General features: G+C 70.6%; 21 protein-coding genes and 1 pseudogene. 10 read left to right on the top strand and 12 right to left on the bottom strand.

What is annotated here, in order from left to right; genetic code table 11:
• Positions 1-1,460, bottom strand: a pseudogene (locus tag ACZ7LV_RS27985) (FG-GAP repeat domain-containing protein); the annotation flags it as partial.
• A 120-nt stretch (positions 1,461-1,580) separates the two neighbouring features.
• Positions 1,581-2,570, bottom strand: a complete 990-nt coding sequence (locus tag ACZ7LV_RS27980; RefSeq protein ID WP_471943198.1) for an SDR family NAD(P)-dependent oxidoreductase — start codon at positions 2,568-2,570, stop codon at positions 1,581-1,583.
• A gap of 165 nt (positions 2,571-2,735) precedes the next feature.
• Between ACZ7LV_RS27980 and ACZ7LV_RS27975 the strand changes: the two genes are divergently transcribed.
• Positions 2,736-3,320, top strand: coding sequence for a TetR/AcrR family transcriptional regulator (locus ACZ7LV_RS27975; RefSeq protein WP_471943196.1), 585 nt, complete (start codon positions 2,736-2,738; stop codon positions 3,318-3,320).
• A 43-nt stretch (positions 3,321-3,363) separates the two neighbouring features.
• Here the strand turns inward: ACZ7LV_RS27975 and ACZ7LV_RS27970 are convergent, their stop codons facing one another.
• A complete protein-coding gene (locus ACZ7LV_RS27970; RefSeq protein ID WP_471943195.1) occupies positions 3,364-3,861 on the bottom strand; it encodes a DUF6841 family protein in 498 nt (165 codons plus the stop codon).
• Between the two features lie 539 nt (positions 3,862-4,400).
• On the opposite strand from ACZ7LV_RS27970, the gene ACZ7LV_RS27965 reads away from it, so the two are divergent.
• The 6 genes from ACZ7LV_RS27965 to ACZ7LV_RS27940 all read left to right on the top strand — a co-directional run bounded on the left by ACZ7LV_RS27965 (position 4,401) and on the right by ACZ7LV_RS27940 (position 10,327).
• Positions 4,401-4,895 carry a hypothetical protein gene (locus ACZ7LV_RS27965; protein ID WP_471943193.1) on the top strand — a complete coding sequence of 165 codons (495 nt, stop codon included), beginning with the start codon at positions 4,401-4,403 and terminating at the stop codon, positions 4,893-4,895.
• Positions 4,896-5,046: 151 nt separating this feature from the next.
• Positions 5,047-5,577, top strand: coding sequence for a (2Fe-2S)-binding protein (locus ACZ7LV_RS27960; RefSeq protein ID WP_471943192.1), 531 nt, complete (start codon positions 5,047-5,049; stop codon positions 5,575-5,577).
• Entirely contained in the window at positions 5,564-6,553 is a 990-nt protein-coding gene (locus tag ACZ7LV_RS27955; RefSeq protein ID WP_471943190.1) for an FAD binding domain-containing protein, read from the top strand. Before ACZ7LV_RS27960 ends, ACZ7LV_RS27955 begins: the two co-directional genes overlap by 14 nt.
• Complete coding sequence (locus tag ACZ7LV_RS27950) at positions 6,550-8,763, top strand: xanthine dehydrogenase family protein molybdopterin-binding subunit (protein ID WP_471943189.1); 2,214 nt, start codon at positions 6,550-6,552, stop codon at positions 8,761-8,763. Before ACZ7LV_RS27955 ends, ACZ7LV_RS27950 begins: the two co-directional genes overlap by 4 nt.
• Positions 8,764-8,911: 148 nt before the next feature.
• A complete protein-coding gene (locus ACZ7LV_RS27945; RefSeq protein ID WP_471943187.1) occupies positions 8,912-9,622 on the top strand; it encodes a S1 family peptidase in 711 nt (236 codons plus the stop codon).
• Between the two features lie 117 nt (positions 9,623-9,739).
• Entirely contained in the window at positions 9,740-10,327 is a 588-nt protein-coding gene (locus ACZ7LV_RS27940) for a hypothetical protein (protein ID WP_471943185.1), read from the top strand.
• Here ACZ7LV_RS27940 and ACZ7LV_RS27935 read toward each other — a convergent pair.
• The 3 genes from ACZ7LV_RS27935 to ACZ7LV_RS27925 form a co-directional block, all read right to left on the bottom strand.
• Complete coding sequence (locus ACZ7LV_RS27935; protein ID WP_471943184.1) at positions 10,264-10,968, bottom strand: GNAT family N-acetyltransferase; 705 nt, start codon at positions 10,966-10,968, stop codon at positions 10,264-10,266. The genes ACZ7LV_RS27940 and ACZ7LV_RS27935 overlap by 64 nt on opposite strands.
• A gap of 176 nt (positions 10,969-11,144) precedes the next feature.
• Positions 11,145-11,843 (bottom strand): 2-phosphosulfolactate phosphatase, encoded by a 699-nt coding sequence (locus ACZ7LV_RS27930; RefSeq protein WP_471943182.1) that lies wholly within the window; start codon positions 11,841-11,843, stop codon positions 11,145-11,147.
• 61 nt (positions 11,844-11,904) lie between these two features.
• Complete coding sequence (locus tag ACZ7LV_RS27925) at positions 11,905-12,708, bottom strand: MBL fold metallo-hydrolase (RefSeq protein ID WP_471943180.1); 804 nt, start codon at positions 12,706-12,708, stop codon at positions 11,905-11,907.
• An 87-nt stretch (positions 12,709-12,795) separates the two neighbouring features.
• Here ACZ7LV_RS27925 and ACZ7LV_RS27920 point away from each other — a divergent pair, with 87 nt between their 5' ends.
• Positions 12,796-13,389 (top strand): CGNR zinc finger domain-containing protein, encoded by a 594-nt coding sequence (locus tag ACZ7LV_RS27920; protein WP_471943178.1) that lies wholly within the window; start codon positions 12,796-12,798, stop codon positions 13,387-13,389.
• 476 nt (positions 13,390-13,865) lie between these two features.
• Here the strand turns inward: ACZ7LV_RS27920 and ACZ7LV_RS27915 are convergent, their stop codons facing one another.
• Positions 13,866-14,588 carry a hypothetical protein gene (locus tag ACZ7LV_RS27915; protein ID WP_471943176.1) on the bottom strand — a complete coding sequence of 241 codons (723 nt, stop codon included), beginning with the start codon at positions 14,586-14,588 and terminating at the stop codon, positions 13,866-13,868.
• Positions 14,585-15,217 carry an RNA polymerase sigma factor gene (locus ACZ7LV_RS27910; protein WP_471943174.1) on the bottom strand — a complete coding sequence of 211 codons (633 nt, stop codon included), beginning with the start codon at positions 15,215-15,217 and terminating at the stop codon, positions 14,585-14,587. The genes ACZ7LV_RS27915 and ACZ7LV_RS27910 overlap by 4 nt, the downstream gene beginning before the upstream one ends.
• A 376-nt stretch (positions 15,218-15,593) precedes the next feature.
• On the opposite strand from ACZ7LV_RS27910, the gene ACZ7LV_RS27905 reads away from it, so the two are divergent.
• Both ACZ7LV_RS27905 and ACZ7LV_RS27900 read left to right on the top strand, forming a co-directional pair.
• Complete coding sequence (locus ACZ7LV_RS27905; protein WP_471943172.1) at positions 15,594-17,873, top strand: peptidoglycan recognition protein family protein; 2,280 nt, start codon at positions 15,594-15,596, stop codon at positions 17,871-17,873.
• A gap of 30 nt (positions 17,874-17,903) precedes the next feature.
• The gene (locus ACZ7LV_RS27900) at positions 17,904-18,824 is read left to right on the top strand and encodes a hypothetical protein (RefSeq protein WP_471943170.1); all 921 of its coding nucleotides are present in this window, start codon (positions 17,904-17,906) and stop codon (positions 18,822-18,824) included.
• Between the two features lie 84 nt (positions 18,825-18,908).
• On the opposite strand, the gene ACZ7LV_RS27895 is transcribed toward ACZ7LV_RS27900, so the two are convergent.
• The 4 genes from ACZ7LV_RS27895 to ACZ7LV_RS27880 all read right to left on the bottom strand — a co-directional run bounded on the left by ACZ7LV_RS27895 (position 18,909) and on the right by ACZ7LV_RS27880 (position 24,263).
• Positions 18,909-21,344: a SpoIIE family protein phosphatase gene (locus ACZ7LV_RS27895; RefSeq protein ID WP_471943169.1), complete on the bottom strand. Its 2,436-nt coding sequence runs from the start codon at positions 21,342-21,344 to the stop codon at positions 18,909-18,911.
• Between the two features lie 502 nt (positions 21,345-21,846).
• A complete protein-coding gene (locus ACZ7LV_RS27890) occupies positions 21,847-22,113 on the bottom strand; it encodes a hypothetical protein (protein ID WP_401669802.1) in 267 nt (88 codons plus the stop codon).
• Between the two features lie 258 nt (positions 22,114-22,371).
• Positions 22,372-23,430, bottom strand: a complete 1,059-nt coding sequence (locus ACZ7LV_RS27885) for a serine hydrolase domain-containing protein (RefSeq protein ID WP_471943167.1) — start codon at positions 23,428-23,430, stop codon at positions 22,372-22,374.
• On the bottom strand, positions 23,430-24,263 hold the full coding sequence (locus ACZ7LV_RS27880) for an IclR family transcriptional regulator (protein ID WP_471943166.1): 834 nt from the start codon (positions 24,261-24,263) through the stop codon (positions 23,430-23,432). The genes ACZ7LV_RS27885 and ACZ7LV_RS27880 overlap by 1 nt, the downstream gene beginning before the upstream one ends.
• Between the last annotated feature and the right edge of the window lie 52 nt (positions 24,264-24,315).

Raw genomic sequence — 24,315 nt, 5'->3', positions numbered from 1 at the left:
GTCTGCTCGGTGGCCGTCCGGTGGATGAGGTAGTCGCCGGAGACGTCGGTGATCCGTCCGCCGGCCGGAACCGTGCGCTGCCAGGGGCCGGACGGGCCGGCGATCCGGATCAGGTCCTGCTCGGCCGAGCGGTGCTCCAGCCATGCGATGCGGCCGTCGGTGGTGCCCCGGACGGGGGCGCAGGTGTCGTCGTCGGCCGCGCAGTGGGCGACGAAGGCGGAGGAGAAGAGGTCCTTGGCCGGCCCGAAGGTGGGAGTGCCGGACGGCGCGACGGTGCGGGTCCGTGCGGACCGGGAGCCGTCCGTGCCGTCGGAGGTGCCGTAGTCCGTGACAACGAGTCGGCCGTGGTCGAGTGCGAGCCCCTGGATCGGGAACGACGGCGCGGCGAGGGACACCACCTGCGTGACGAGGGGTCTGCCGTCGGGGCCCGGCAGGATGCGCTGGATCCCCCAGTCGTCCGTGCCGGTACGGCCGATGGCGAGGGCGGTGCCCTCGGACGACGCCGAGATGCCGGGGCTCGACTCGACCATGAGCTTGACCTCGGGACCACCCGCGATGGGTTTGGCGTACACGGCGTCGCTGCCGGTGGGCCGGTGAACCAGCCAGTCACCGACCACGGCCAGGCCCTGCACCGGGTTCGTCCCGCCCTCCAGCGTGACCTGGACCGGAGCGGCTGACAGGTCGGCGCGGTCATACACCTGGGCGGTCGGATCACCGAGGTTGAACAGGACCAGGTGTTCCCTGGAGACCAGTGCCCTGAGGTAGGACGTGGCGTACATCCCGGTCGCGTCCGCGACTTGCCCGGTCCTCCGGTCGACCGCAACCACCATGTACTGCCCGTTCTTGTGAGCGCGGAACAGCAGACTGTTCGCGTCGCGACCCACGGGCTGCCCCAAGGACGTGTCCTGCGGCACCCCGGTGACCGGCACATCTCGGGTGCTTCCGTCACTGGCCGGGAGCAGCAGATGCACCTCCGGCCGGAGGACACCGTTGTCGTCGGGCACCTTGCGGGAGGCGACGGCCACACCCTCATAAGTGGTGAGCACTGTCAGGCCCTCGGGGACATTGAGCGTGCGTGTGGTGCCGTCGACCGCGCTCCACAGGTCCACGACCTGGGCGCCGGGGTAGCGGAACTGGATCTCGTCGGCGCCCTTCGTCATCACGTAGGAGACGGACGGACGAGGCACGGAGACCGATCGCCCGTCGGCGTACCGCGTCCAGAGCAGCCCTTTGCCCTCGACGGAATGGAAGAAGCCCTGCTCACCCGCACCGTCGTGGCCCGCGTACGTCGGGTCGTCGGAGAGGTCGGCCCAGAGATAGGTGCTCCGCTGCGTCGCCGGCACCACCGTCTCCTGCGACGTGTCCGCCATGGCGGTGCCCGGCAGGAGCGGGGTCAGACCACCTGCCAGGACGGCGCAGGCGGTGACGAGATGCAGGCGTGTGTAGCCATGGCGAGCCATGGAAGTCCCTCCCCGGAAGCGTGGAGACGGTCCGACGCCGTACGGCGACCGCGGCCCCCCGGCCTGCACACCCGTCTCATGAGTCGGCTGATCGTACAGCCGACACACAGCCCTGGTGGATCACGTCACCGACTGTTCACCAGGACCGGCGACTTCGCGGCGCGTGGCGGCCTCGAGCATGTCGAGGGAGACCTGCCACAGGAGGGCCGCCCGTTCGGGGTCCATGGCGTGGGCCGCCACGCCGCGGCGGACGCCGGGGCGGTGCGGGGCGGCCTCGTTGCAGTCCTCGAAGTATCGGCCGGTGACCCCCTCGACCAGAGGGGATGCGGCGAGCAGTACCGAGGTGGCGGCCCCCTGCGGGATGTCCTTCCAGGACACGTCGGTACTGGAGGCCTCGAACGTGGCCGGGCTGTTGGAGACGTCACCGATGTGGCGGCCGAGCCGGGTGGCGGTGATGCGGCCGGGATTGAGGGCGTTGACCGTGATCATGTCCGGTGCCCAGCGGCGGCTCGCCTCGACTGCGAAGAGGACGTTGGCGGTCTTGGACTGGCTGTAGGCGGCCCAAGGGTCGTAGGGGTGGTGCTCGAAGTTGAGGTCGTCGAACAGGACGTCGCCGTTGACGTGCCCGACGGAACTGACGACGACCACGCGGGCCCCGTGAGCCGCAGCGAGGGCCTCGTGCAGGCCGCCTGCGAGGGCGAAGTGCCCGAGGTGGTTGGTGGCGAACTGCACCTCCCACCCCTCCTTCGTCCGCTTTAGCGGCGAGGCCATCACGCCGGCGTTGAGGACCAGCATGTGCAGCGGACCCCGCCACGCCGCCACGAACGAGCGCACCGAGTTCTGGTCGGCCAGGTCGAGCCGAGCGGCCCGCACACTTCCCGGGCCGCTCGGCGGGGTGATCTCGCGAGCGACGCGTGTCCCCGCGGCCATGTCGCGGACGCCGAGGGTGACCTCGGCGCCGGCGGCCGCCAGCACGCGAGCGGTTTCCCGTCCGATCCCGGAGGCCCCGCCGGTGACGACGGCGCGCCGGTCGCCGAGGTCGGTGCCGGCCACCACCTCGGCGGCGGTCGTCCGTGCGCCGAAAGGGAGCGTGATGAGGTGGTCCGTCATGGTGTCCTCCAAGGCACGTGAGGCGGGGAGGGTGGGCACGGCCGGGTGGCGCGCGGGCACGACACAGCCGTACTCTCGTATCCGGAACTGGTTCCGTTTCGCCTGCATGTCGACGGTAAGCGGAACTGGTTCCGGTTGCAAGCGGCGGCATGACGGGAGCGCGGATTGACCAGCAACGGCGGGGGTGCGACGCGGGGGCGCAGGTCCCTGCGCGCCGACGCCCAGCGCAACGAGGACCGGCTCCTGGAAGCGGCGGCAGCGGCGTTCGCGCGCGAGGGAGCGAGGGCGTCGGTCAAGGACATCGCCCGCGCGGCCGGCGTCGGAGTGGGCACCCTGTACCGCCGCTTCCCCTCGAAGGAAGTGCTGATCGAGGCGATCTACCGGCACGAAGTGCAGAGGCTCTGCGAGTCGGCACCCCACCTCGCGGCCACGCTGCCCCCGGTGGAGGCCCTGCGGACATGGATGGAGGATTTCATCGACTTCATGATGGCCAAGGACGGCATGGCCGACGCGCTGCGCGTGGTGCTGACCGACGACAGCGAGAAGCTGCACACCCGGGCTCTGCTGGCCGACGCCGTCGCCCACCTGCTCGCCGCTACCAGGGAGTCGGCCGCGCAACGCCCGCACGTGGACGCCGAAGTGGTGCTCATGGCGCTGGGCGGGATCAGTCTCATGGCCTCGGGCGAGGGCCGGCGCGACCTCGCCACCCGGCTCGTCGACCTGCTCCTGCACGGTGTCGTGGGCACCTGACAGTCCGACGCGTGCCGCCCAGCGGCGGTGAAACGCAGTCAGGTCACAAGGACACGACGACCCAGGTGTCGGTGAGCCGCTCCGCCTCCGTCGGATGGCCGGCGATGGCGATCATGTGCCAGGTGCCGGAGTCGTCCCGACGGACCTCGAAGTGGACGGCCACGCGCTCGATCTCGCGCTCGTCAGCCGCGCGACGTGACCAGATGGCGTCGATCCCGACGGCGCGTGAACTGTAGGCCGTGACACGGCAGTCGGGGACCTCGGTGTGCGTGTAGCCGGCCGCCTTCAGCGGCGCCTGACGGGCAGCCAGGTAGCTCAGCACCGATTCCGGGTCGGGGCACCAGTGGTACCTGGCGCGCGCTGGATCCAGGTCGTCGGAGGAGACGTGGAGCGGAGGACGCCAGTACTCCAGGACGGATCGGGGATCGGTGGCCGCGTTCCTGGCAGCGGCGACCCAGGCGGGGAAATACGCGTCGAAGAACCAGCCGCGGGCCTCCTCCGCCGCGCGTGCCAGGTCGTCCCGGTGAGATGCGGAGTGCATGCGCTTTCACCCTCTCTGCCGTCCATGTGAAGCGCAGCCCGCCTGACCGTTTTGGGGTCTGTGTCTGCGTCAAGGCGTCGGCTGCATGTGCAGGGCGATCATCGGCCGGGTACTCGCGACCGTACCCTTCGGCGCAGTCGTCCGCGCGGCGTGGTGCACGGTGCCTGTCGGGGGAGTGGCGCCGGAGGGTCCTTGCATCGCATAGGCTCTGCCCGAACTGATGACCGTTCCGCTGGGCGGGGTCGGCCAGTTCCTGATCAAGTCGCATGCCGGAGCACGTGAGAGACGCCGTGATTTCTGAGCCGGAAATGGTGGAGGACGCCCCTTCCTTCGGGGCGCATCGAGTGGTCGCCGATCCTGGCAGTGAGCCGGGGCAGCACCGCAGCGCACATCGGTGGCTGTGGGCCCTCGGTGGCATGCTGGTGGCATCGGCGGTGTGGTCGGTTGCGGTGTTCCGTCCAGGGTTCGGTGTGCCATGGTGGGAGACGCGCGACTACCAGCTGACGCAGCGCGCCTGCCGCACCGTTCAACTGCCCTCCATGAGCACGGAGATCGCGCCCATGGACAGCGTCAGCGTGATGTCCTCAGGGCTGACACAGGATCCCGCCCTCGATCACCTCCAGTGCTTCATACACCTGCGCCCCGACGCGCCGGCGGTGGGAGCCGGTGGAGGCTGGTTCGTCGACTACACCGTCAGTGTCGGTGTCACACTGCACAAGGAGACCGATCCCGGCGTCGAGTTCGACGCGCAGCGGCGGGTGACGGGCCTCGGGGTCGTGGCCGAGGAGGAGGTGGAAGCCGTCGCCGGCCTCGGGGACGGTGCGTACCTGATCACCTCGGATCTCAGCACCACGGAGCTGCGGGTTCGGGACGGCGGTGCGGTGCTCTCCCTCGGACTCTCGGCCGTGGTCAGCTACCTCGGCGACGACTCGGAACAGTCGGCGGACGAGGCCCCGGAGACCCCGGACGTGTCCACGTATGAAGAGGCGATGGTCAACGACATGCGTGTCCTCATGTCCCACCTGAAGAGGTAGATGTCGGGGGACTCAGGCGGTCCGCGCGGACATGATCCATCCCACGAATGGCGGGCTCCGACAGGCCGGTTTTAGTATCGACGAATAGCGCTTCGGACGTCGAGGTGCTCTGTCATATCGCCCTGGCCGGGATCGATCGAATCGAGGCGCTATGAAGCATGCCGAAACCACGACGCGCCCGAGCGCAGACACTCCAGAGCTCCCGAGCGTGGACGTCACCCTGCGGGTCAACGGCGAGTCCTATCGACTGCGCTTCGACTCACGGGTCACGCTCCTCGACGCCCTGCGCGACCACCTGGGGCTCACGGGCGCGAAAAAGGGCTGTGACCAGGGAGCCTGCGGCGCCTGTACCGTCCTTGTCGACGGGCGGCGCATCGTGTCGTGCCTTGCCCTGGCGGCCCAGTACGACGACTGCGAGATCACCACGATCGAGGGGCTCGGGGACGACGACAATCCGCACCCGATGCAAGAGGCCTTCGCCCGTCACGACGCGTTCCAGTGCGGTTACTGCACGCCAGGACAAATCATGTCCGCGGTGTCCCTGCAAGCCGAGGGACGCGCAGGCACCGACGAGGACATCCGTGAATTCATGAGCGGAAACATCTGTCGCTGCGGGGCCTATCCGAATATCTGCGCCGCGATACGCGAAGTCGCCGGGGAGGGCAACGATGCGTCCCTTTGAATACGTCCGGCCCACCCGGACCGACGATGCGGTAGCCGTCGCCACCGCGGATTCCCAGGCATCCTTTCTCGCCGGTGGCACCACGCAGCTGGACCTGATGAAGGACGGCGTCCTGCATCCCGACCGACTGGTCGACATCACCAGGCTGCCGCTGCGGGGCATCATGCACTCCCCGGAGTCCGTGCATGTCGGTGCCCTCACGACGATGGAGGACCTCGCCGCGGACTCGGTGCTGCGCGAACGGCTGCCGTTCGTGCGGGAGGCACTCCTGCTCGGAGCCTCGACCCAACTGCGGAACATGGCCACCATCGGCGGCAACCTCCTCCAGCGCGCGCGGTGCCGTTACTTCCGCGACCCCACCGTGGGTGCCTGCAACAAGCGCGACCCCGGGTCGGGTTGCGCGGCGATCACCGGTATCCAGCGCATGCACGCCATCCTGGGCACGAGCGAGCACTGCATCGCCCTGCACGCGTCCGACGTCGCGGTTCCCTTCGTCGCCCTCGACGTGATCGTCCACGTCCAGGGTCAGGACGGGCCCCGGTCCGTTCCGCTGACGCAGTTCTACCTCCCACCCGGCACCACGCCACACATCGAGAACGTCCTGAACCACGGTGAGCTGATCACCGAGGTGGAGATCCCGCTGCTGCCGGAAGGCACGCGCTCGCACTACATCAAGGTGCGCGACCGCGTCTCCTACGAGTTCGCCCTGACCTCGGCGGGCGTCGCCCTGGAGCTGGACGGCGACATGATCCGCGAGGCCAGGATCGGCCTCGGCGGAGTCGGCACCATCCCGTGGCGGGCCTGGGGCGCCGAAGAGGTGCTGCGCGGAACCAGGGCGTCCGACGGCACCTTCCGGGAGGCCGCCGAGGCCGCCCTCGAAGGCGCCCGCACGCTGCCCGGCACCGCTTTCAAGGTCGAACTGGCCAAGCGCACCTTGGTGCGCACTCTGGAGACCGTCGCGGGAGTGCCGTCATGACGACCGTGGAGACTCGCACGCCGGTGGTCGGCGAAGGCATCGACCGCGTCGACGCCCCGCTGAAGGTCACCGGCACGGCGAACTACCCCAACGACTTCAGCTACCCCGGCATGGTGCACGCGGCCCTGGTCGGCAGCACCGTCGCCGCCGGGCGCATCCGCAGCATCGACGCCTCCGACGCGCAGTCCGCACCGGGCGTCCTCACCGTCATCACGCACCTGACCGCCCCGCACCTGGAGCGCGGGCCGATGACCCTGCTCGGGCCGTCCGTGCCGGCGCCCATGCAGGACGACCGGATCCTGCACTACGGCCAGCACGTGGCCGTCGTCGTGGCCGACACCCCGGAGCAGGCCCGGCACGCGGCCTCCCTGGTGCGCGTCGCGTACGAGACCACCGAGCCCTTGCTCGACACGGAGGACCCCCGCGCTCAGATCGTGGAGGACCCGTGGGGCATGGACCACGAACGCGGCGACGTCGAGGCCGGTTTCGCCGAGGCCGACGTGGTGATCGACGAGCGGTACACCACCCCGGACAACACCAACAACCCGCTCGGTCTGATGGCCACCGTCGCCGCCTGGCACGGCGACTCGGTCACCATCCACGACTCCACGCAGTGGCCGCACAACGTACGCACCTCGATCGCGCACATCTTCGGAATCCCCGAGAGCGGGATCCGGGTTCTCGTCCCCTTCATCGGCGGCGGGTTCGGTGCGGGCCTGCGCGTGTGGTCCCACACCATCCTGACGGTGCTGGCGGCCCGCGAGGTCAGGCACCCGGTGAAGCTGGTACTCACCCGGCCGCAGATGTTCACCTCCGTCGGGCACCGCCCCGACAGCGTGCAGCAGATCAAGATCGGCGTCACCCGGGCCGGCGACCTCACGGCCATCGAACACCACAGCCTCTCGTCGGTGACCATGGAGGACGACGACTACGAACCGGTGGCCTCCGGCTCGGCGGTCGCCTATGCCTGCCCCAACGCCCTTACGCGGGACCGGCAGGCACGGCTGAACATTCCGTGCCCCGGCTCCATGCGCGCACCCGCCGAAGCACAGGGCAACTGGGCCCTGGAGTCCGCCATCGACGAGGCGGCCCACGCCATCGGCATGGACCCGCTGGCATTCCGCCTGCGCAACTTCGCCGAGACGAACCCGGTACTGGGACTGCCCTGGTCGAGCAACGCGCTGCGCGAGTGCTACACCCTCGGCGCGGAACGCTTCGGCTGGTCCCTGCGCACGCCCGAGATCGGCTCGATGCGGGACGGGCGGTGGCTCGTCGGGTACGGGATGGCGGCCGGGGCCTTCCCCTTCTTCCAGACCCCCTGCCAGGCACGGGCGTCGCTGCGCCGCGACGGCTCGGCCTATGTGCGCAGCGCCGCCGCCGACCTCGGCACCGGCACCTACACGGTCATGACGCAACTCGCGGCCGAACTCCTCGGACTGGAGATCGGCAAGGTCCGCTTCGACCTCGGCGACTCCGACATGCCGTACGCGCCCATGGCCGGCGGGTCCGGACTCACCGGAGCCCTGTCGGGCGCGGTCCGGATCGCGTGCGAGAAACTCGTCCACGAGTTCCTCGACGTCGTCCGGGACGACGAGGACTCCCCACTGCGGGGTGCCCGACCTGAGGACGTGGCGGTCGGCGGGGGCCGGCTGTACCGCATCGACGCACCGGACCAGGGGGAGGCGTTCGTCGACATACTCGCCCGGCACGGCCTGGAGGAGCTCAGCGCGGACGGCCGTAACACGCCGCCCGAGGCCGAGAAGATCGGCATGGCCCCCGCCGGTGCCTTCGGAGCGAAGTTCGTCGAGGTCCGTATCGATCCGCAGCTGGGGCTGTTGCGAGTGGCGCGCGTGGTCACCGCCATCGACGGCGGCCGCATCCTCAACGAGAAGACCGCCAGGAGCCAGATCATCGGAGGCACCGTCGGCGGTATCAGCCAGGGCATGTTCGAGGAGACCGCCACCGACGCCGGTACCGGACGTGTCGCCAACGCCACCTTCGGCGACTACCTGATGCCGGTCAACGCGGACATCCCCAAGATCGAGGTCATCTTCTGCGGTGAACCCGACCGCGCCTCCAAGACCGGCACGAAGGGTGTCGGAGAAGTCGGCCTGGTCGGTCTGGCGGCGGCCATCGGCAACGCCATCCACCACGCCACCGGCCGTCGACTGCGGTCCCTGCCCATGACCATCGACCAGCTGATGCTCTGACCTCGGCCCGAGCCGGGCCGCCCACCGCACCAGCTCCCCTGCCCACCAACCGGTTTGACCTGTGCACGCGCCGGAGTTGGCGTCTTTCAGCCTGCCCATCCGATCCGGAGAGCTGCACACTGGCAGGTGCATGGCAGGGGAGGTACTGGTGAGTCCGACGCATCGCGGAAGCCCCGTCCGAGGAGTCGTCCGGGCCGTCGTCGTGCTGGCGCTGCTCTTCGGCTGGTCCACCGCCTTCGGATCGGCGTCGCATGCCGCCGCGCCGTCGGCGCGACAGCCGGCCGTGTCGGTGCGCGGGGGTGACACCCTGTACAGCAACGGCACCCGCTGCACCGTGGGCTTCAACGCCCGCTCCGGCTCCGCGATGTACGCGTTGCTGTCGGGCCGGTGCGCCCAGGGCGCCCACACCTGGTACGCCGACGCAGCCCTGACGGTAGCCGTCGGCGTCACCGCGGGAGTGAGTTTCCCGGGCAACGACTACGCGAGCGTCCGGTACACCGACACGGCGGTCGCCTACCCGGGCGAGGTCTCGCTCGGCGCGACAGGTACCCGCGACATCACCGGTGCGGCCAACCCCTTCGTCGGACAGTCGATCTGTCACGTCGGGCGGGCCGGCGGATACCGCTGCGGGACCGTCCAGGCCGTGAACGTCACCGTCACCTACGGCGGGGGCACCGTTCACGGCCTCTTCCGGTCCACCGTCTGCTCCGAGCCCGGGGACACCGGTGGTCCCGCCTTCTCGGGCGGGACGGCCGTCGGCATCATCGTCGGAGGCAGCGGGAACTGTGGCTCCGGGGGCTCCACTTACTACCAGCCGGTCGTCGAGGGGCTGTCGGCGTACGGCCTGAGTGTCTACTGAGCTCCTTCCGCGAGCGGGTCACGTCGAGGAGGCCGGAGCTGCCCGAGTCGTGACCGCTGGAGGCGCGACGCGAGACCAGTTTTGAACGTGTTCAATCAGGGGCGTACGCTGGCCGCCATGAGCGACAGAGCCGCCCTGCTCAAGGGCATCCGCGTCTGGGTGGTCGTCTTCGTGGTCTGCTTGACGTTGAGCGGTGTCACGGCCTTCCCCTTGGTGCACGAACTGCGCCTGGCCGAGGACCTGTTCCGGTCCCTGTCCGTGCCGGAACACCTTCCGGGACTCATGGAGTGGATCGAGCGGGTCCGGCGCGGACTCGACACCGCCGACGCCGAGTACCCCTTCCTGCTCTACGGCACCGACTGGCTGGCGTTCGCCCATCTCGTCATCGCCGTCGCCTTCTACGGCCCCTATCGCGATCCCGTACGCAACATCTGGGTCGTCGAGTTCGGGATGATCGCCTGCGCCGGCATCGTCCCGCTCGCCCTGATCTGCGGGCCGATCAGGGGCATTCCCCTGTGGTGGTCGCTGATCGACATCTCGTTCGGGGTGTTCGGCGTGATTCCGTTGTGCATGGTGCGCAACAAGATCAAGCGCTTGGAGGCCATCACCTCAAGTCCCGTACCGGCGTGGGCTTCGAGCCCTCACGGCGTACGGAACCCGCGGAAGGTCACCTGCTTGCGGGGGACGAAGCCGAGTCGCTTGTAGAGGGCGATCGCGGTGGAGTTCGCCTCCGCCACGTGGAGGAAGGCTCCCTCGTCGCGGGCGGCGATGCGCGCGACGAGCGTGCTCACCAGACGGGCGGCATATCCGCGCCCCCGGGCTTCAGGGGCGGTGCAGACCGCGCTGATCTCCGTCCAGCCAGGAGGCCGGAGCCGTTCACCCGCCATCGCCACCAGCGTGCCGTGCTCACGAATGCCGAGATAGGTGCCCAGTGCGTAGGTGCGCGGCCAGAAGGGCCCCGGCTGGGCCCGCGCCACGAGGTCGAGCATCTCCGGCACGCTGTCCGCGCCGAGTTCGACCACATCGGGGCCTGCCCCCTCATGCGGCGGACCTGCCGGACCGTCGTCCGGCCAGACCATTTGCTGTCCGTCGAGCACGAAGACCGGTTCCCAGTCGGACGGCGGGGTCGCCGGACAGCTGAACATGTCGGCGAACTCGCCCCGGCCGAGGAGGCGGGCGAGGTCCTCCCACCTCGCCGGGTCCGGATCGGAGGACACCGAGGCGAAGGTGGCGACGTCGGGCAGATAGACGGCAGCTCCACCCAGGCTGCGGGCGAGATGCCGGTGGCGACCGCGCAGCGACTCACCCACCGGGTCGTCGAGTACGAAGTCGTCGCGCTTCACCATCGTGCCGTACCTCTGATGTCGTGTGCGGGGCCAGTTCAACGACACGATGCCATGCCCGCCCCATCGCCTCCGCCGCGGCATCGACGGCCCGGTCGACCGGGACGTCGCACAGCGGTGGTGGCGGTGCCGGGCACCTCGTGCGGGAGGAAGCCCCGCGTCGCCCGGCGCCGGCCCGCTCATCCCGCCTCGTCGGTCAACGAGGGTACGGCGCACGGCCGAAGGACCATGAGGGAGTCCTCGGGGGCCGCCACCATGGCGAAGGGGAACCGGTCGAGTGCGAGGCAGAGCGCGACGTCGTCAGGGTGGGTTCCCTGACGCACGCCCGTCGTCAACTCGGCGGCGGCACGCGACTCGCGGGCGCGGCGGAGGAACGTGGCGGCATCCGTCTCGCGCCCAGCGGCCCTGTGGGCGATGTACTGCGCGCACGCCAGATCTTCCTCGGCGCGCCCGTCCTCACCGGTGACCACGAAGGTGACACTGTCGCATCGGCGTGTCCGCAGGAGTCGTGCCGTCGCCTCGGCCACCACGAAGCCGGCGCACAGCACCAGTGGCGCGTCCTTGACCGCGAGAGCCCCGACCGTGCCGGCTGTGGTCTTCTGGACGACGGTCCTTCCGGCGAGGTCGAAGGACCGCAGCAGACCCGGTGAGTTGACGGCGTCGAACCCGATGACGGGCGGACCGTCCTTGAGCGCCACCCAGTCCGGGTGGCGCGCCTTGATCGACAGCGCCTCGTCCAGCGACTCGGCGAGGACGATCTTTTCCGCCCCCTGGGCGAAGGCCCAGGCGGCCACGGTGAAAGCACGCATGACATCGACCACGACCGCCGCGGGCGGGATGTCGACCAGCTCAGCCATGCCGAGGAATCGGGCGTCCATCCGGTCATGTTCGCGTATCCCGGCTCAAGGGAGCCAGGAATACGGTGGAGGCCCCAGCGGCTCAGTCCCGTCGGCCCCAGTCCAGGCGGTCGGTCAGACCCGCGGCGGTGAACGCGGCCAGCAGGTCGTCGCGCCCTTCCGTGAAGTGGGCCCAGCTGTCGTAGTGGACGGGGACGACGCGCCGGGCTCCGAGGAGCCGCGTGGCCTCGGCGGCCCGGACGCTGTCCAGGACGATCAGCTCGTTGTCGAAGAGCTCCGGAAAGCGGGGGGCGCCGGCGAAGAGGAGGGCGGTGTCCACGGGGGCGAAGCGGTCGGCGATCTCCGCGACCACGTCGAGGGAGGCGTTGTCCCCGCTGACGTAGACCGTCGGCAGACCCGCTCCCGCCAGGACGAAGCCGACGACCTGGCCGGTGATCGACTCGACCGTCTCCCGCGGGCCGGGGCCGTGGACGGCGGGGACACCCGTCACGGTGAGCGTGCCGCCGTCGGGGCGGTCCAGCTCGACCGACTCCCAGTCGGACAGGCCACGGGCCGCCCGGACGCCCCTGTCCTGGAGTCGCCGTCCGCCGCCGGGGGTGGTGAGGGTGAGCGGCACGTCGGCGAGCAGGGCCCGGCCGGAGGTGTCGAGGTTGTCGGGGTGTTCGTCGTGCGAGAGCAGGACCACGTCGACGGCTCCGAGGTCGGAGGGTGCACCGGTGGCTGGAGCGGTCTTGGTCAGGAACCGGCCGTCGGGCCGGGGGTAGTCGCCGGGGGCGTCGAACGTCGGGTCGGTCAGGAACCGCAGGCCGCCGTACTCGAACAGGGCCGTCGGACCGCCGAAGACGCGGACGGGAAACGAGTTGGTCGTCGCGGGAAGGGAAGACATGGCCAGACCTCACGGATGGAAGAAACTAAACCGTGATACGACCGTAGACGCATCTCACGGATACGTGCAAGCCGTACCATGAGGAACATGAGGGAGCCCTTGATCGAACAGCCCGGCCTTCCGCCCGCGCAGGGCGAGGAGGAACACCTTTCTCTCGCCCTCGCCAACAGTGCGATCGCCCTGACGAGCGGGCACACGGTCGATCTCCTGGGCACCCCCGCGCAGGCCAACCACTGGCTGACGGACCGCGGTCTGGCGCCGGCCGACGCCGGTATGCGGGAGATGTGCGTGACGCAGTTGCGTTCCTTGCGCGAGCAGATCAGATCGCTCTTCGCCGCCCGTGCCGAGAAGGTGCCCGCTCTTCCGGCGGCGGTGAAAGCGGTCAACGACGCGATGACCCGCGTCCCCACCGCCCCGTTGCTGCTCTGGGACGAGACCGGCCCGTACCGCGCCACCTCACACCCCACCACCGCCATCGTGGACCACGCCCTGGCCACCCTTGCCGCCGACGCCTCCGACCTTCTCACCGGCACCGAAGCGGATCGCCTCACCGCCTGCGGCTCCGCCCCCTGCAACCGCTACCTGCTGCGATACGGCCGCCGCCAGTGGTGCTCCACCCGCTGCGGCGACCGTGCCCGAGCCGCCCGCGCCTACGCCCGCCGCACCGCCGCTACCCCGTGACGCCTCAGCCACCCGAGAACGGGCAGCAGACAGGCTCCAGACGCCTTGAGCTCACCGAGTTCTCGAGACGGCCGTCCACCCCGTACTTCAGGCCGCGGCTCGACCTCGACGGTTCCGCCAGGTGAGCCGCGCGAGCAACTCACCGGGGAGGGGCGCGTCGAAGCGCGTCGCCGCGTCCACATGCACCGGCGCCGCAGCCACCCGCGCCGAGCATCGACCAGTCGTCGTACCCGGGATCATGCCTGCCGCGCGGAGCGGTGCTCGCACCGGGGACGAGGTGTCAGTACCGTGCCCTGCGTTGGGCGGGCCGCGTGGGCGAGCGACCGCCGGTCGCCTTCAGCGGCGTTGACTCGTGGGTCCACAGAACGCTGAAGGCATCAGGCATGCAGTGATCCTATGGACGGGGTCCGACAATCTCCCGGCCTACGGGCGCCCCGGGCGTGCGCGACCGGCTCGGTCAGGCAACTCGTAGCGCCTCACCGTGACTTCCCGCGGTCCGTGGTGTCCTTCTGCTGTTTGTCCTCGCCCTTGGGAGATGCGGGGGACGGGTCGGGGCTCCCAGCCCCGAGCGTGGGGGCCGCAGGCGTGCGCGTCGACTCGGCGAGCACTCCGGCGCAGTACGAGGCCACGTTCTCCGGAGAGCCCGCCGCTTCCTCCAGACGCTGCCGTACGGCGTTGTCGGCAGGGGTGCCCCTCTGCGCCTGTCGGGCATAGGCGCGGCAGTGGGCCTCCTGGTCCTGTGCCGTGGGCGGTCGTTCAGTGGCGGCTCGGTCGTGGCGGGCCCCTGGAGTCGCTGCTCCGGCTCCGCTCCCGGGCTCGGTCGAAGGGGGCCACGAGATGTGGGGCGCGGGTGATGTCCGACCTGGCGGTGAGGGGGCGGGTCGCGGGGAGGGCGAGGGGATGGCTCCGGTGGCGACGGCCACCCCGCCCAACAGCACGCCGCCGACCAGAGCACCGGCCCCGACCCTGATCCAGCGCCTGCGCCGCGGTGGTTCGACAGCGCGCCAGTCGTCCATGGGACGGGTGGGCAGGCCGGCGCCGTGTCCGTCACGAGCCGCGCGGAACGCGGCCAGGACGTGCTCGGGCGTCTGCGGAGCAGCGGGTGCCGTACGAGCGGCGGCGGCCAGGACGTCGTCCACGGTCGCGGACTGCTGTTCCTCCTCGCGGCGCACGGCGTCTCCAGATCGGTCGGCGGTCATCTTGCCTCTCCCAGCGGTCGGGAGTCGGAATTCGTCACGTGCTCGCTGCCGGGCACGGCGAGTTGTCCGGCGAGCCGTTTCAGGCCGCGGTGCACGGCGGAGCGGACCGCGCCGGGTCGTTTGCCCATGACGCGCGCCACGGAAGCTCCGTCGAGGCCGATCACCGTCTGGAGGAGTATGGCCTCTGCCTGCTGGCGGGGCAGGGTGTTGATCAGAGCGAGGGCCCGTTCGGTGGAGAGTCTCTCGAAGGCCTCGGTCGCTGTGTCCTGGCGGGCCGGAAAGCCCACGAGGTCGTCATGTTCCAGAGGGGACGCGCGGGGGCGGCTCTTGAGCCGACGCAGGTGATCGAGTGCTCGGTGCCGGGCGATCGTCGCGGTCCAGGCCCGAAAGCCGGCTCCGTCGCCGCGGAAGCGGCTCAGGTCGCGTGCGATCTCCAGCCATGCGTCAGAAGCCACGTCCTCGGCGTCCTCGCCGACCATCCCCCGCAGGAACCTCAGCAAGGGCGGGTGAACAAGGCGGTACGCCGTCGAGAAGGCAGCCTCGTCACCGCGCTGTGCTCGCGCGACCGCCTCTCCCAGTTCGTCGTCGTACGCCTCTGGCCTGCGCCTGCTGTCCCCACCCTTGGCCACGCTTCCCTCTTCGTTCCGTTCGCACGGCACACGGGTGCCGTATGTAACCCCCATCCATGCCAGCGACAGGAGCGAACAGAATGTCACGCCTCACATCAGCGCCCGTGGTCGGCGGTGCCCGGCCGGGCAGCCGTCCGCCGCTCCGGGGCGGGGGCGCGGTCGATCGACGGCCCCTCGCGGCGCACCCACCCCGATAGTGATCTACGTCACCGCGACCCGGTCCCGCGTGACGGAAAGCGGCTGAGGCGCGCTGGGACGTGCGGGCCGCCCCGAGGGGTGCGCCTCGTGTGACGTTCGTAAGTGGCCCTGGCGGGCCTTCTGTGGGGTGGGATACATCGTGAGTCGTCGTACATCGCATGCGTACAGACCGCTGAGCTTGAAACGGCGGACGTGGCTGACGCTCGCCGCGGTGGTCGTCGGGGGCGGAGGCGTGGTGACGTACGCGGTCGCCAGTCCGACGGGGCCGGGCGCGGAGGGCCGGGCGAAGCGACCGGTCAAGGTCTACGACCTCACGCTGCAGGGCACCGGAGCCGGCAAGCGGGAGCTGCCCCGCACGGAGACGGAGCAGTTCTCCCTCGTCGGCGTCTCGTGGACCGGAGCGGTGAAGCGTCTCGACGGCACGGCCCAGGTCCGTACCCGTGCTCTGGAGGGTGACGAGTGGAGCGCCTGGCGGGACCTGGAGGTGAACGTCGACCCGCCGGAGGATCCGAAGGCCGGGATGCGCGGTGCGTCCGAGCCGCTGTGGGTCGGTCCTTCCGACGCCGTCCAGGTAAAGGTCGTTCATGGGGACGGCACGACGGGCGCGCTGCCCAAGGGGCTCAAGGTCAGCCTGGTCGATCCCGGTGTGGTGACCGATGCCGAGGCGCGGGCGCCCGAGCCGGCGGCGTTCGTCGCCGAGGGGAGCAGCCCGGCGGCCACGGGCACCGAAGACGCGACCGCGACGCCGACGGACGGCCAGACCACCACGCCCCCGGCACCGAGCGACCCGGCGTCCCCGGCACCGAGCGACCCCGCGTCCCCGGAGCCGACCGACGCGACGCCCACGGCGGTACCCACCGACTCGGCGTCCCCCTCGGCCCCGCCGAGCCCGAGCCCGACCCCGAGCCCGTCGGCCACCAGGCCCACCGCGCCGCCGTCGACCGTGCCCCGGCCGCCCATCACCTCGCGTGCCGGCTGGGGCGCGGACGAGTCGCTCAGCCCGGACCCGTCCGAGTACAACGCCGACGTGAAGGCCGTCTTCGTCCACCACACCACCGGGGCCAACGACTACTCCTGCGCCGAGTCGGCGTCCCTGGTGCGCGGCATCTACGCCTACCACACGCAGGTCAGCGGCTGGAACGACGTCGGCTACAACTTCATCGTCGACAAGTGCGGCACCCTCTTCGAGGGCCGCAAGGGCGGCGTCGAGCTGCCGGTGCTAGGCGCCCACACCTACGGCTGGAACCGTGAGGCCACCGGCATCGCGGTGCTCGGCGAGCACACCTCCCTCAGCGCCTCCAACGCCGCGCTGGCCTCCGTCGCCCGTGTCGCGGCCTGGAAACTCGGCCAGTACGGCGCCGACCCGGCGGGCACCGTCCAGCTGAACGCCGGGGCGACCCAGAAGAACTACACCGGCACCAGTTTCACCGCGGGCACCAAGTACACCTTCAAGCGGATCTCCGGTCACCGCGACGCCTTCAACACCGAGTGCCCCGGCAACTCGCTGTACCCCCAGCTGTCCACGATCCGCGCCTGGGCGGCCGGTCCCGTACAGGGCCTGAAGGTCACCTCGATCACGGGGGCGGGCCTGTCGGGCTCGACGTACTACACGAAGGGCGCCATCACCACACGCTGGTCGGCCACCACGCCGGCCGCCCTCGTCTCCAAGTACGAGCTGCTGGTCGACGGCAAGGCCGTCGCCACCGCCGCCGGCACCGCCACCTCGGCGTCCGCCACCGTCGCCGCGGGCAGCCACTCCGTCGCCGTACGGGCCGTCCACCAGTCCGGCAGGACCACGACCACCGCCGCGCTGACCGTGGTCGGCGACACCACGGCACCCACCTTCACCACGACCCCGAAGATCTCCTTGCGTACCGGCACGGTCAGCACCACCGCCGTTCCGGTCACCCTCGGCTGGAAGGCCGCCGACGACAAGGCGTTGAGCTCGGTGAAACTGCTCTCCCCGACCACGGCCACCTTCGGCCCCACCACCACGGCCTCCAGCCGCACCGCGAAGTCCGGCACCGCCGGCATCTGGTCGATGCGTGCCTACGACGCCGCGGGCAACTACCGCACCACGTCGCCCTCCTACACCCCCATGATCCTGCAGGAGAGCTCCGCCGTCAGGTCCGGCACCTGGACGACCCGGTCCTCCACCAGCTACCTGGGCGGCACGTCGTACTCCAGCGCATCCAAGGGCGCGAGTCTCAGCTGGACGTTCACCGGCCGCTCCGCCTCCTGGGTGGTCTCCCGGGCCGCCACCTCCGGCCAGGCCTACGTGTACGTGGACGGCGTCAAGGTCAGCACGGTCGACCTGAAGTCCGCCACCACCCTCTACCGCCAGGCGATCTGGACCAAGACCTGGTCCAGCAGCGCCAAGCACACCGTCAAGATCGTCGTCGTCGGCACCAGCGGCCGGCCCACGATCACCACCGACGGCCTCGTCCACATCAAGTAGCCCCGCACCGTTCCCATGAGGAGAAGCGTGATGAGAACCAGGATGCTGGGCCGTTGTCTGGCCCGTACGGCGGCCGCCCTCACGGCGGCGGTGGCCCTGGCGGTGACGGCGGCACCGCTGACGGGCACGGCGCAGGCCCACGAGGCGGTCACGGGGTCGCTGAGTTTCAGTGGTGAGCCCGGCGAGTACATCTCCGGTGGCGAGTCCCACACCTACACTCCCGACACGACCGAGATGTTCGACATCTCGGGCCCGGTCTCCCAGTCGGCCGTGGGCGCGACGGTCGTCACACCGCAGGGCGAGCGCTGGTTCCTGCACATGGAGGCTCCCTACGGCCAGAAGCTGACCGCGGGCACGACCTACACCCACGCCTCGAGCTGGCCCGACGCCGGGCCGGAGGACCCGAAGTTGCAGTTCAGCGTGACGGACAGGTACTGCGAGAGCGGCACCGGCTCGTTCACCGTCTCGCACATCGCCTACGGCCCCTACGGCTACATCCGGGAGATCGACGCCACCTTCGAGCGCTACTGCAGCGGCTCCACGCTGCCCGTGCGCGGCGAACTGCACGCCCGGATGCCCGAGCCGCCGGCGGAGCTCGCCATCGGCATGGGCCTGAACACCACGGGGACGGTGGACACCCGCACGGGGCAGATCACCGTCGGCGGCACGGTGACCTGCAACAAGCCGACCCGCATCACCCTGACAGCCAGCGCGTACCAGGTCCAGAAGCGTGACACCGCGACCGGCTCGTACGAGGACCTGGTCGTGCTCTGCGAGCCCGGCGCACCGGTGCCGTGGACCGTCTCCTTCCCCAGCAACATCGACCCCACCGCCTCCTTCCAGCCGGGCGAGGCGGTGCTCCGCGGGGTGGGCAGGGCGGACGATCACGACTACCCCGTGAGCGTCGACACCGGCTTCCCGAGCGCCGGGATCACCCTCGTGAGGTCCTGATCCCCGACGGCCCGGCCGCGAGCGGCGGCCGGGCCATCTGTTGCAGTCGGTTCCGCCGTGATCAGTCCGTCCCTGGCCGGCGCCTCACGCGGCACAAGCAGCGCTGGATGGCGGATGAGCCAAGTTCGCTTCGGCCCAGACGACCTTGTGCCCCGGCACCGGACGGGAGCCCCAACGGCGGGAGAGCCGGGCGACCAGGGCGAGGCCACGGCCGTTCTCCTCCGTGGTGCGGGCGCTGCGCATATGGGGGGCGCGGGGGTCGGTGTCGGACACCTCGATGGTCAGGACCTGATGCTGGATCAGGCGCAGGCCGATCGGACCGGTGCTGTGGCGGACGGCGTTGGTGACCAGCTCGCTGATGATCAACTTGGTGGAGTCCTCAAGACCTTCCATGCCCCATGCGGCCAGTTGGACGGCGGCCAGGTTCCGGGCACGGCACGCGGCGGTCTCGTCATGGGGCAGGGTCCAGGTGGCGACCTGGGCCGGAGCGAGCGCGCGGGTACGGACGAGGAGCAGGCTGGCGTCGTCGCAGGCAGTCTGACTCCGGACCGGCTCCATCGCGCGGGTGCAGAGGTCCTCCAGGGACATGTCCGGCTGCGCGAGGTCGGCGCCCAGGCGGTGCATGCCTTCCTCGATGTCCTGGTCGCGGTTCTCGATCATGCCGTCGGTGTAGAAGGCGAGGAGAGTTCCCTCGGGCAGTTCCAGCTCCATGGACTCGAAGGGGACTCCCAGACCGATGCCCAGGGGCGCTCCGGTGGGGAGGTCGGGGAAGGTGACCGGACCGTCGGGGTCGATGATCGCGGGCGGCGGGTGTCCGGCCGCGGCCATGGTGCACCGGCGGGTCACCGGGTCGTAGACGGCGTACAGAAGCGTGGCACCCACCGGCGCGGCGCCCGGTTCGGCATCGTCGGCGTCTCCGTCAGCCTCTCGCTGGACCGCCTCGTCGATGTGCGCCAGCAGTTCGTCGGGGGACAGTTCCAGTCCGGAAAGGGCGTGGACGCCGGCCCGGAGCCTGCCCATCGCGGCGGCGGCGTTGATGCCGTGCCCGACCACGTCGCCTACCACCAGGGCCACCCGGGCGCCGGACAGCGGGATCACATCGAACCAGTCACCTCCGACACCCCTGTCGATGTCGGCGGGCAGGTAGTGCGAGGCCGCCTCGACGGCCGCGCCGCCGCGCAGTCGGCGCGGGAGCAGGCACCGTTGGAGGGCGAGCGCCGCGGTCTGCTCGCGGCGATACTGGCGAGCGTTGTCCAGCGACACCGATGCGCGCTCGAGGAACTCTTCGGCCAGGAGCACGTCGTCCGCCTGGTACGGTGCCGGATTCTCGGTGCGGACGAACACCGCCGCACCCAGCAGCGCACGCCGCCCGCGGATGGGGACGACCATCGCGGAGTGCATACCGTGCTCATCGATCTTCTGCGCCCGCTCCGGGTCCTGGTCGAGCCAGGAGCCCCGAGCGGCGCCCAGGGGTGCCTCCAGGCAGGTCCTCCCGGTACGCAGGGCCTCGGCGTACGGCGAGGCGGGACCCACGGGCACGGGCTCACCGTGCACCCACAGTGATTCCGGGATTCCTTGGACGACGGAGGCCAGGCCCGCGCGGCGGAGCACGGGGAGGCGCTCACCCACGGTGCCGACGCGGATCGGGGGCCCCTCGCCGAGAAGGACCGACTGCTCCAGGTCGACGGTGACGAAGTCGCCGAACAGCGGCACTGCCAGATCGGCCAGCTCCTGACCGGTCTGCATCACGTCCAGGGTCATTCCCAGGCGCGTACCCGCCTCCCCGAGGACCGCCAGGCGCTCGCGCTCCAGCCGGCTCCCGGTGAGATCGACGCTGATGGTGCACACGCCCAGCGCCTTGCCGTCAACGCCCTGGAGGCAGGAGAACGAGACCGCGTACGGGCGTTTCTCACCAGGACTCGCCGGCAGCCATGTCCGGTACCCGTGGACATTGGTGCTGCCACTCCTCAGGACCCGTCGCATCACCGCTTCCGTGGCTTCGGTCTCGACGCCCGGCCACACGTCGGTGAGCCCGCGACCGAGTCGCTGCTCCGGGGGGATGCCGTCATGGCTTTCCATCGTGTCGTTCACCCAGGCACACCGCAGGTCCAGGTCACGGACGACGACACCGATCGGCGCGCGGTCAAGAACGGACCCCCGCACCAATGCGTTGACCACGTCCCCGGACGGAACGCCGATATCGGTCGCGGACACAAGCCACCGCGCTGCTCCGTCGCGCCCCCGCAGCGCCGAGATCCGCATCCCGACGTCGATCATGCGGCCGTCCCGGTGGCGCACCGCCGGTACGCCCGACCAGCCGTTGCCTACGCGGCACTGTTCGACATAGGCCGGCATCGTCGGCGCTGCCTCGAAGAACGGGAGGACGAGTCCGGCGGATCGGCCGACCATCTCCCGCGCGGAGTACTCGACGAGGTACTCGGCGGCCTGCGTCCACGCGACCACCGTCCCCCGGTCGTCGAGCAGCGCGAACGCCGTGTCGGATATGTCAGATGCGAGCATTCGCTTACCGAGTGTCACTCGGTCGATGCTGGTCGTGTTCTCGGGCATCGAACTGTTCCGTTCTCGGGTGGCCGTGAAGCGCGGCGGTATGAGTAAAAGAGTGGAGTTTATCTCTTTTCGAATAGTTGACCGGACGGCGCTCCGCCCTGTGACAACGTGGCGCGCCCTGGCTGAGATGGCTCGGAGGGGCCTGACCCGGGTATGCGCGGCGCCTGCCCCTCCTCCCCGGCATTCCACCCATAGGGCCCTTCTCGTGGACGGAGAATCGGCTCAGGTGCCGCGCCGCATCGACAACGGGAGCGCCGGCCGGCCAGGCTCTGGCGTTCCGTGTCACGGCATCGACCTCTTCCTTCGCCTCACGGCGCAAGGCGGCCTCGATGCCCTCGCTGAGCCCCTGCCGCCGGGCCAGGGTTGTTCGCCTATGCCCGCCCGCTCAAGTGCGCGGCAGAAGGTACTTCGCCATCCCGACTCTTTCGCCGGCCCAAGTCCACGTGCCGCCCCGTCACCCCGCGGGTTCGATCCGCAGGACGGCTGCGTCGTCGCCGGCTTCGACGACCTTCAGGCTCATGGCGTCGTTGACGGTCGCGGCCGGTCCCTCCTCGCAGGTGAGCGAGACACCGCCGCCGCCCGCCGAGGACACGCCGCCCCCTCCGGAGCAGCCCGCCACGCTGTAGCCCGACCCCGTCAGCGGCGCGACCATGGTCACTTCTCCGCCGGTGATCGCCGTCACCTCGATCGGGCCCAGGCCGTAGGAGTCCGGCACTCTCACGACATCCCCCACGACCACCTCGATCTCGCAGGATCCATCGGCGCACGGCCCGGTCGGCGAGGGCGACGGTGTGGGGGTCGTACTCGGGACCGACGTCGACGAACCGGGAGCGGAACGAGTGGGGCGGTCGTCGGCGGGCGCGCCTCCCGAGGAATCCGAGGAACAGGACGTGAGAGCGGCGAGGACGACAGCGGTCAGAAGGACGGTGGATGACGTGCTACGCATCATGGCCCTCATCTTGCCCACCGCGTACGCCGGTTATGGGCACGCCGACCGCACGGGCCCGCTCGGGCCGACGCGGGCGGCGGCTTCGTGGAAGGCTCGGCGGACGCCGACGATCCCGTCCCCGGCGCGCTGCGGATGGACGCGGTTGGTGAGCAGCACGGCGTAGCGCGCGGTGGCGGGGTCCACCCACAGGCTGGTTCCGGTGAAGCCGGTGTGCCCGTAGGAGTCGGGTCCGAAGGAGTTGCCGACAGGCGAGTCCACAGGGTCCTGTCCTTGCCAGGCGAGGGACCGCCGGAGCGCGAGATGGTCCGTGTGCGCCGCCGTCATTCGGGCGAACGTGTCCGCGTTCAGGAGCTTTCCGCCACCGGCGGCGAGCGCCGCGCCGAGCAGTTCCATGTCCCCGAGCGTGGAGAACAGCCCCGCGTGCCCACCCACGCCGCCGAGCACCGCCGCGTTCTCGTCGTGGACCTCGCCGACGATCGTCCGGCCGCGCCAGGGGCAGTCCTCGGTGGCCACCGCTCGGGTGCGCCACTGCGCGCCCGGACGGAACAGGGTGTGCCGCATACCGAGCGGTGCACTGACCAGGCGGTCCACCAGGTGGTCGAGCGGCTGTCCGGCAGCTGCCTCGGCGATCAGGCCGAGGACGATGAAGCCCTGGGAGGAGTACTCGACGCGGACGCCTGGCCGCGCGGTCACCGGAAGCAGGCGGACCGCCTCCAGCAGCGCCGTACGTGTGGGGTGGTCGCGGTACAGCGGAACCCGACCCGGGATGCCCGACGTGTGGGTGAGCAGGTGACGTACCGTCAGATTCTCCTTGTCGCCGCCCCGGTAGTTGGGCAGGTGCGCGCCCACGGTGTCGTCCAGGGCGAGCGCGCCCCGTTCCACCAGGGCCATGACGGCGAGTCCGACGATCGGCTTCGTCACCGACGCGAGGTCCCACAGCTCTGTTCCGTCCAGCTCGGGGCCGTTCCATGCACGAGTCCCGTTCCAGCCCCGCTGCACGGCGCCGTTCGCGTCGCCGACCGACCAGGCGGCGCCCGAGTAGACGCGTTCCTCGCGTCCACGAGTGAGCACACGGTGGACGGCGGTCATCACTGATCGCCCTTCGGCGCGGTGTTCAGCGGGCCCGGCGGGGGAGTGGGCGCGCCGAGGCCCGCGGAAACCGTGCGTGCGGCGGCGCGCACCATCGGCCCGAAGACCTCCAGGCTGCCGGAGTCCATGGTGAACGTCAGTCCGCACACGGCGATGGCGCCGACGGCGTCGCCGTGCGCGTTCAGCACCGGCGCGGCCACCGACCGGACGTCCGGCTCCTCGTACTCGTCCTCCACCGCGTAGCCGCGCAGCGCGGCCCGGGCCAGTTCAGCTCGCAGCGAGGGGGGGTCGGTGAGGGTGCGGGGCGCGCGGGCCACCAGGTGGGACGCGTGGAGCACCGCGGACACCTCCTCGGGCGGCAGGGCGCAGAGCATGGCGAGCCCCACCCCGCTGGCGTACAGCGGTGCGCGATGACCGGGCCGTGCCGTCATCCGGTACTCGCGGGCCGGTTCGGACTGCGCCACGTACACCGCGTCGGCATCGTGCCGCACGGCGTAGAGCGCTACGTGGCCCGTGCGCTGCCGCAGGTCGGCGAGGACGGGACGGGCAAGCGCGAGGGCGGTGCTGTCGTCGAGGGCCGCGGCCGCCAGGCCCAGCAGGCGGGGGCCGGCGCGGTAACTGCCGCCTTCCGCGGGCTCGGCGAAGCCGTGTTCCGCCATGGCGCGCAGATGCCGGTGGACGGTGGGCTTGGTGAGCCCTGTCCGTCGTGCGATCTCGCCCAGGCGGTGGGGGCCGCCGGGTTGGACGAGTGCTTCGAGCACCTCCATCGCCTTCTCCACGGGCCCCTTGGCGGGCTCCTGGTCGACCGATCGGGTGTTGACCGCTTTCACCATGTCGCTTAGCTTAACCCAACCGCATTCCATCTGACGGAACGGAGATGCTGTT

Source organism: Streptomyces sp. NPDC107562 (assembly GCF_055657325.1).
The sequence above is the reverse complement of the archived record's forward strand: the minus strand, read 5'-3'. Positions and strand labels throughout refer to the sequence as shown.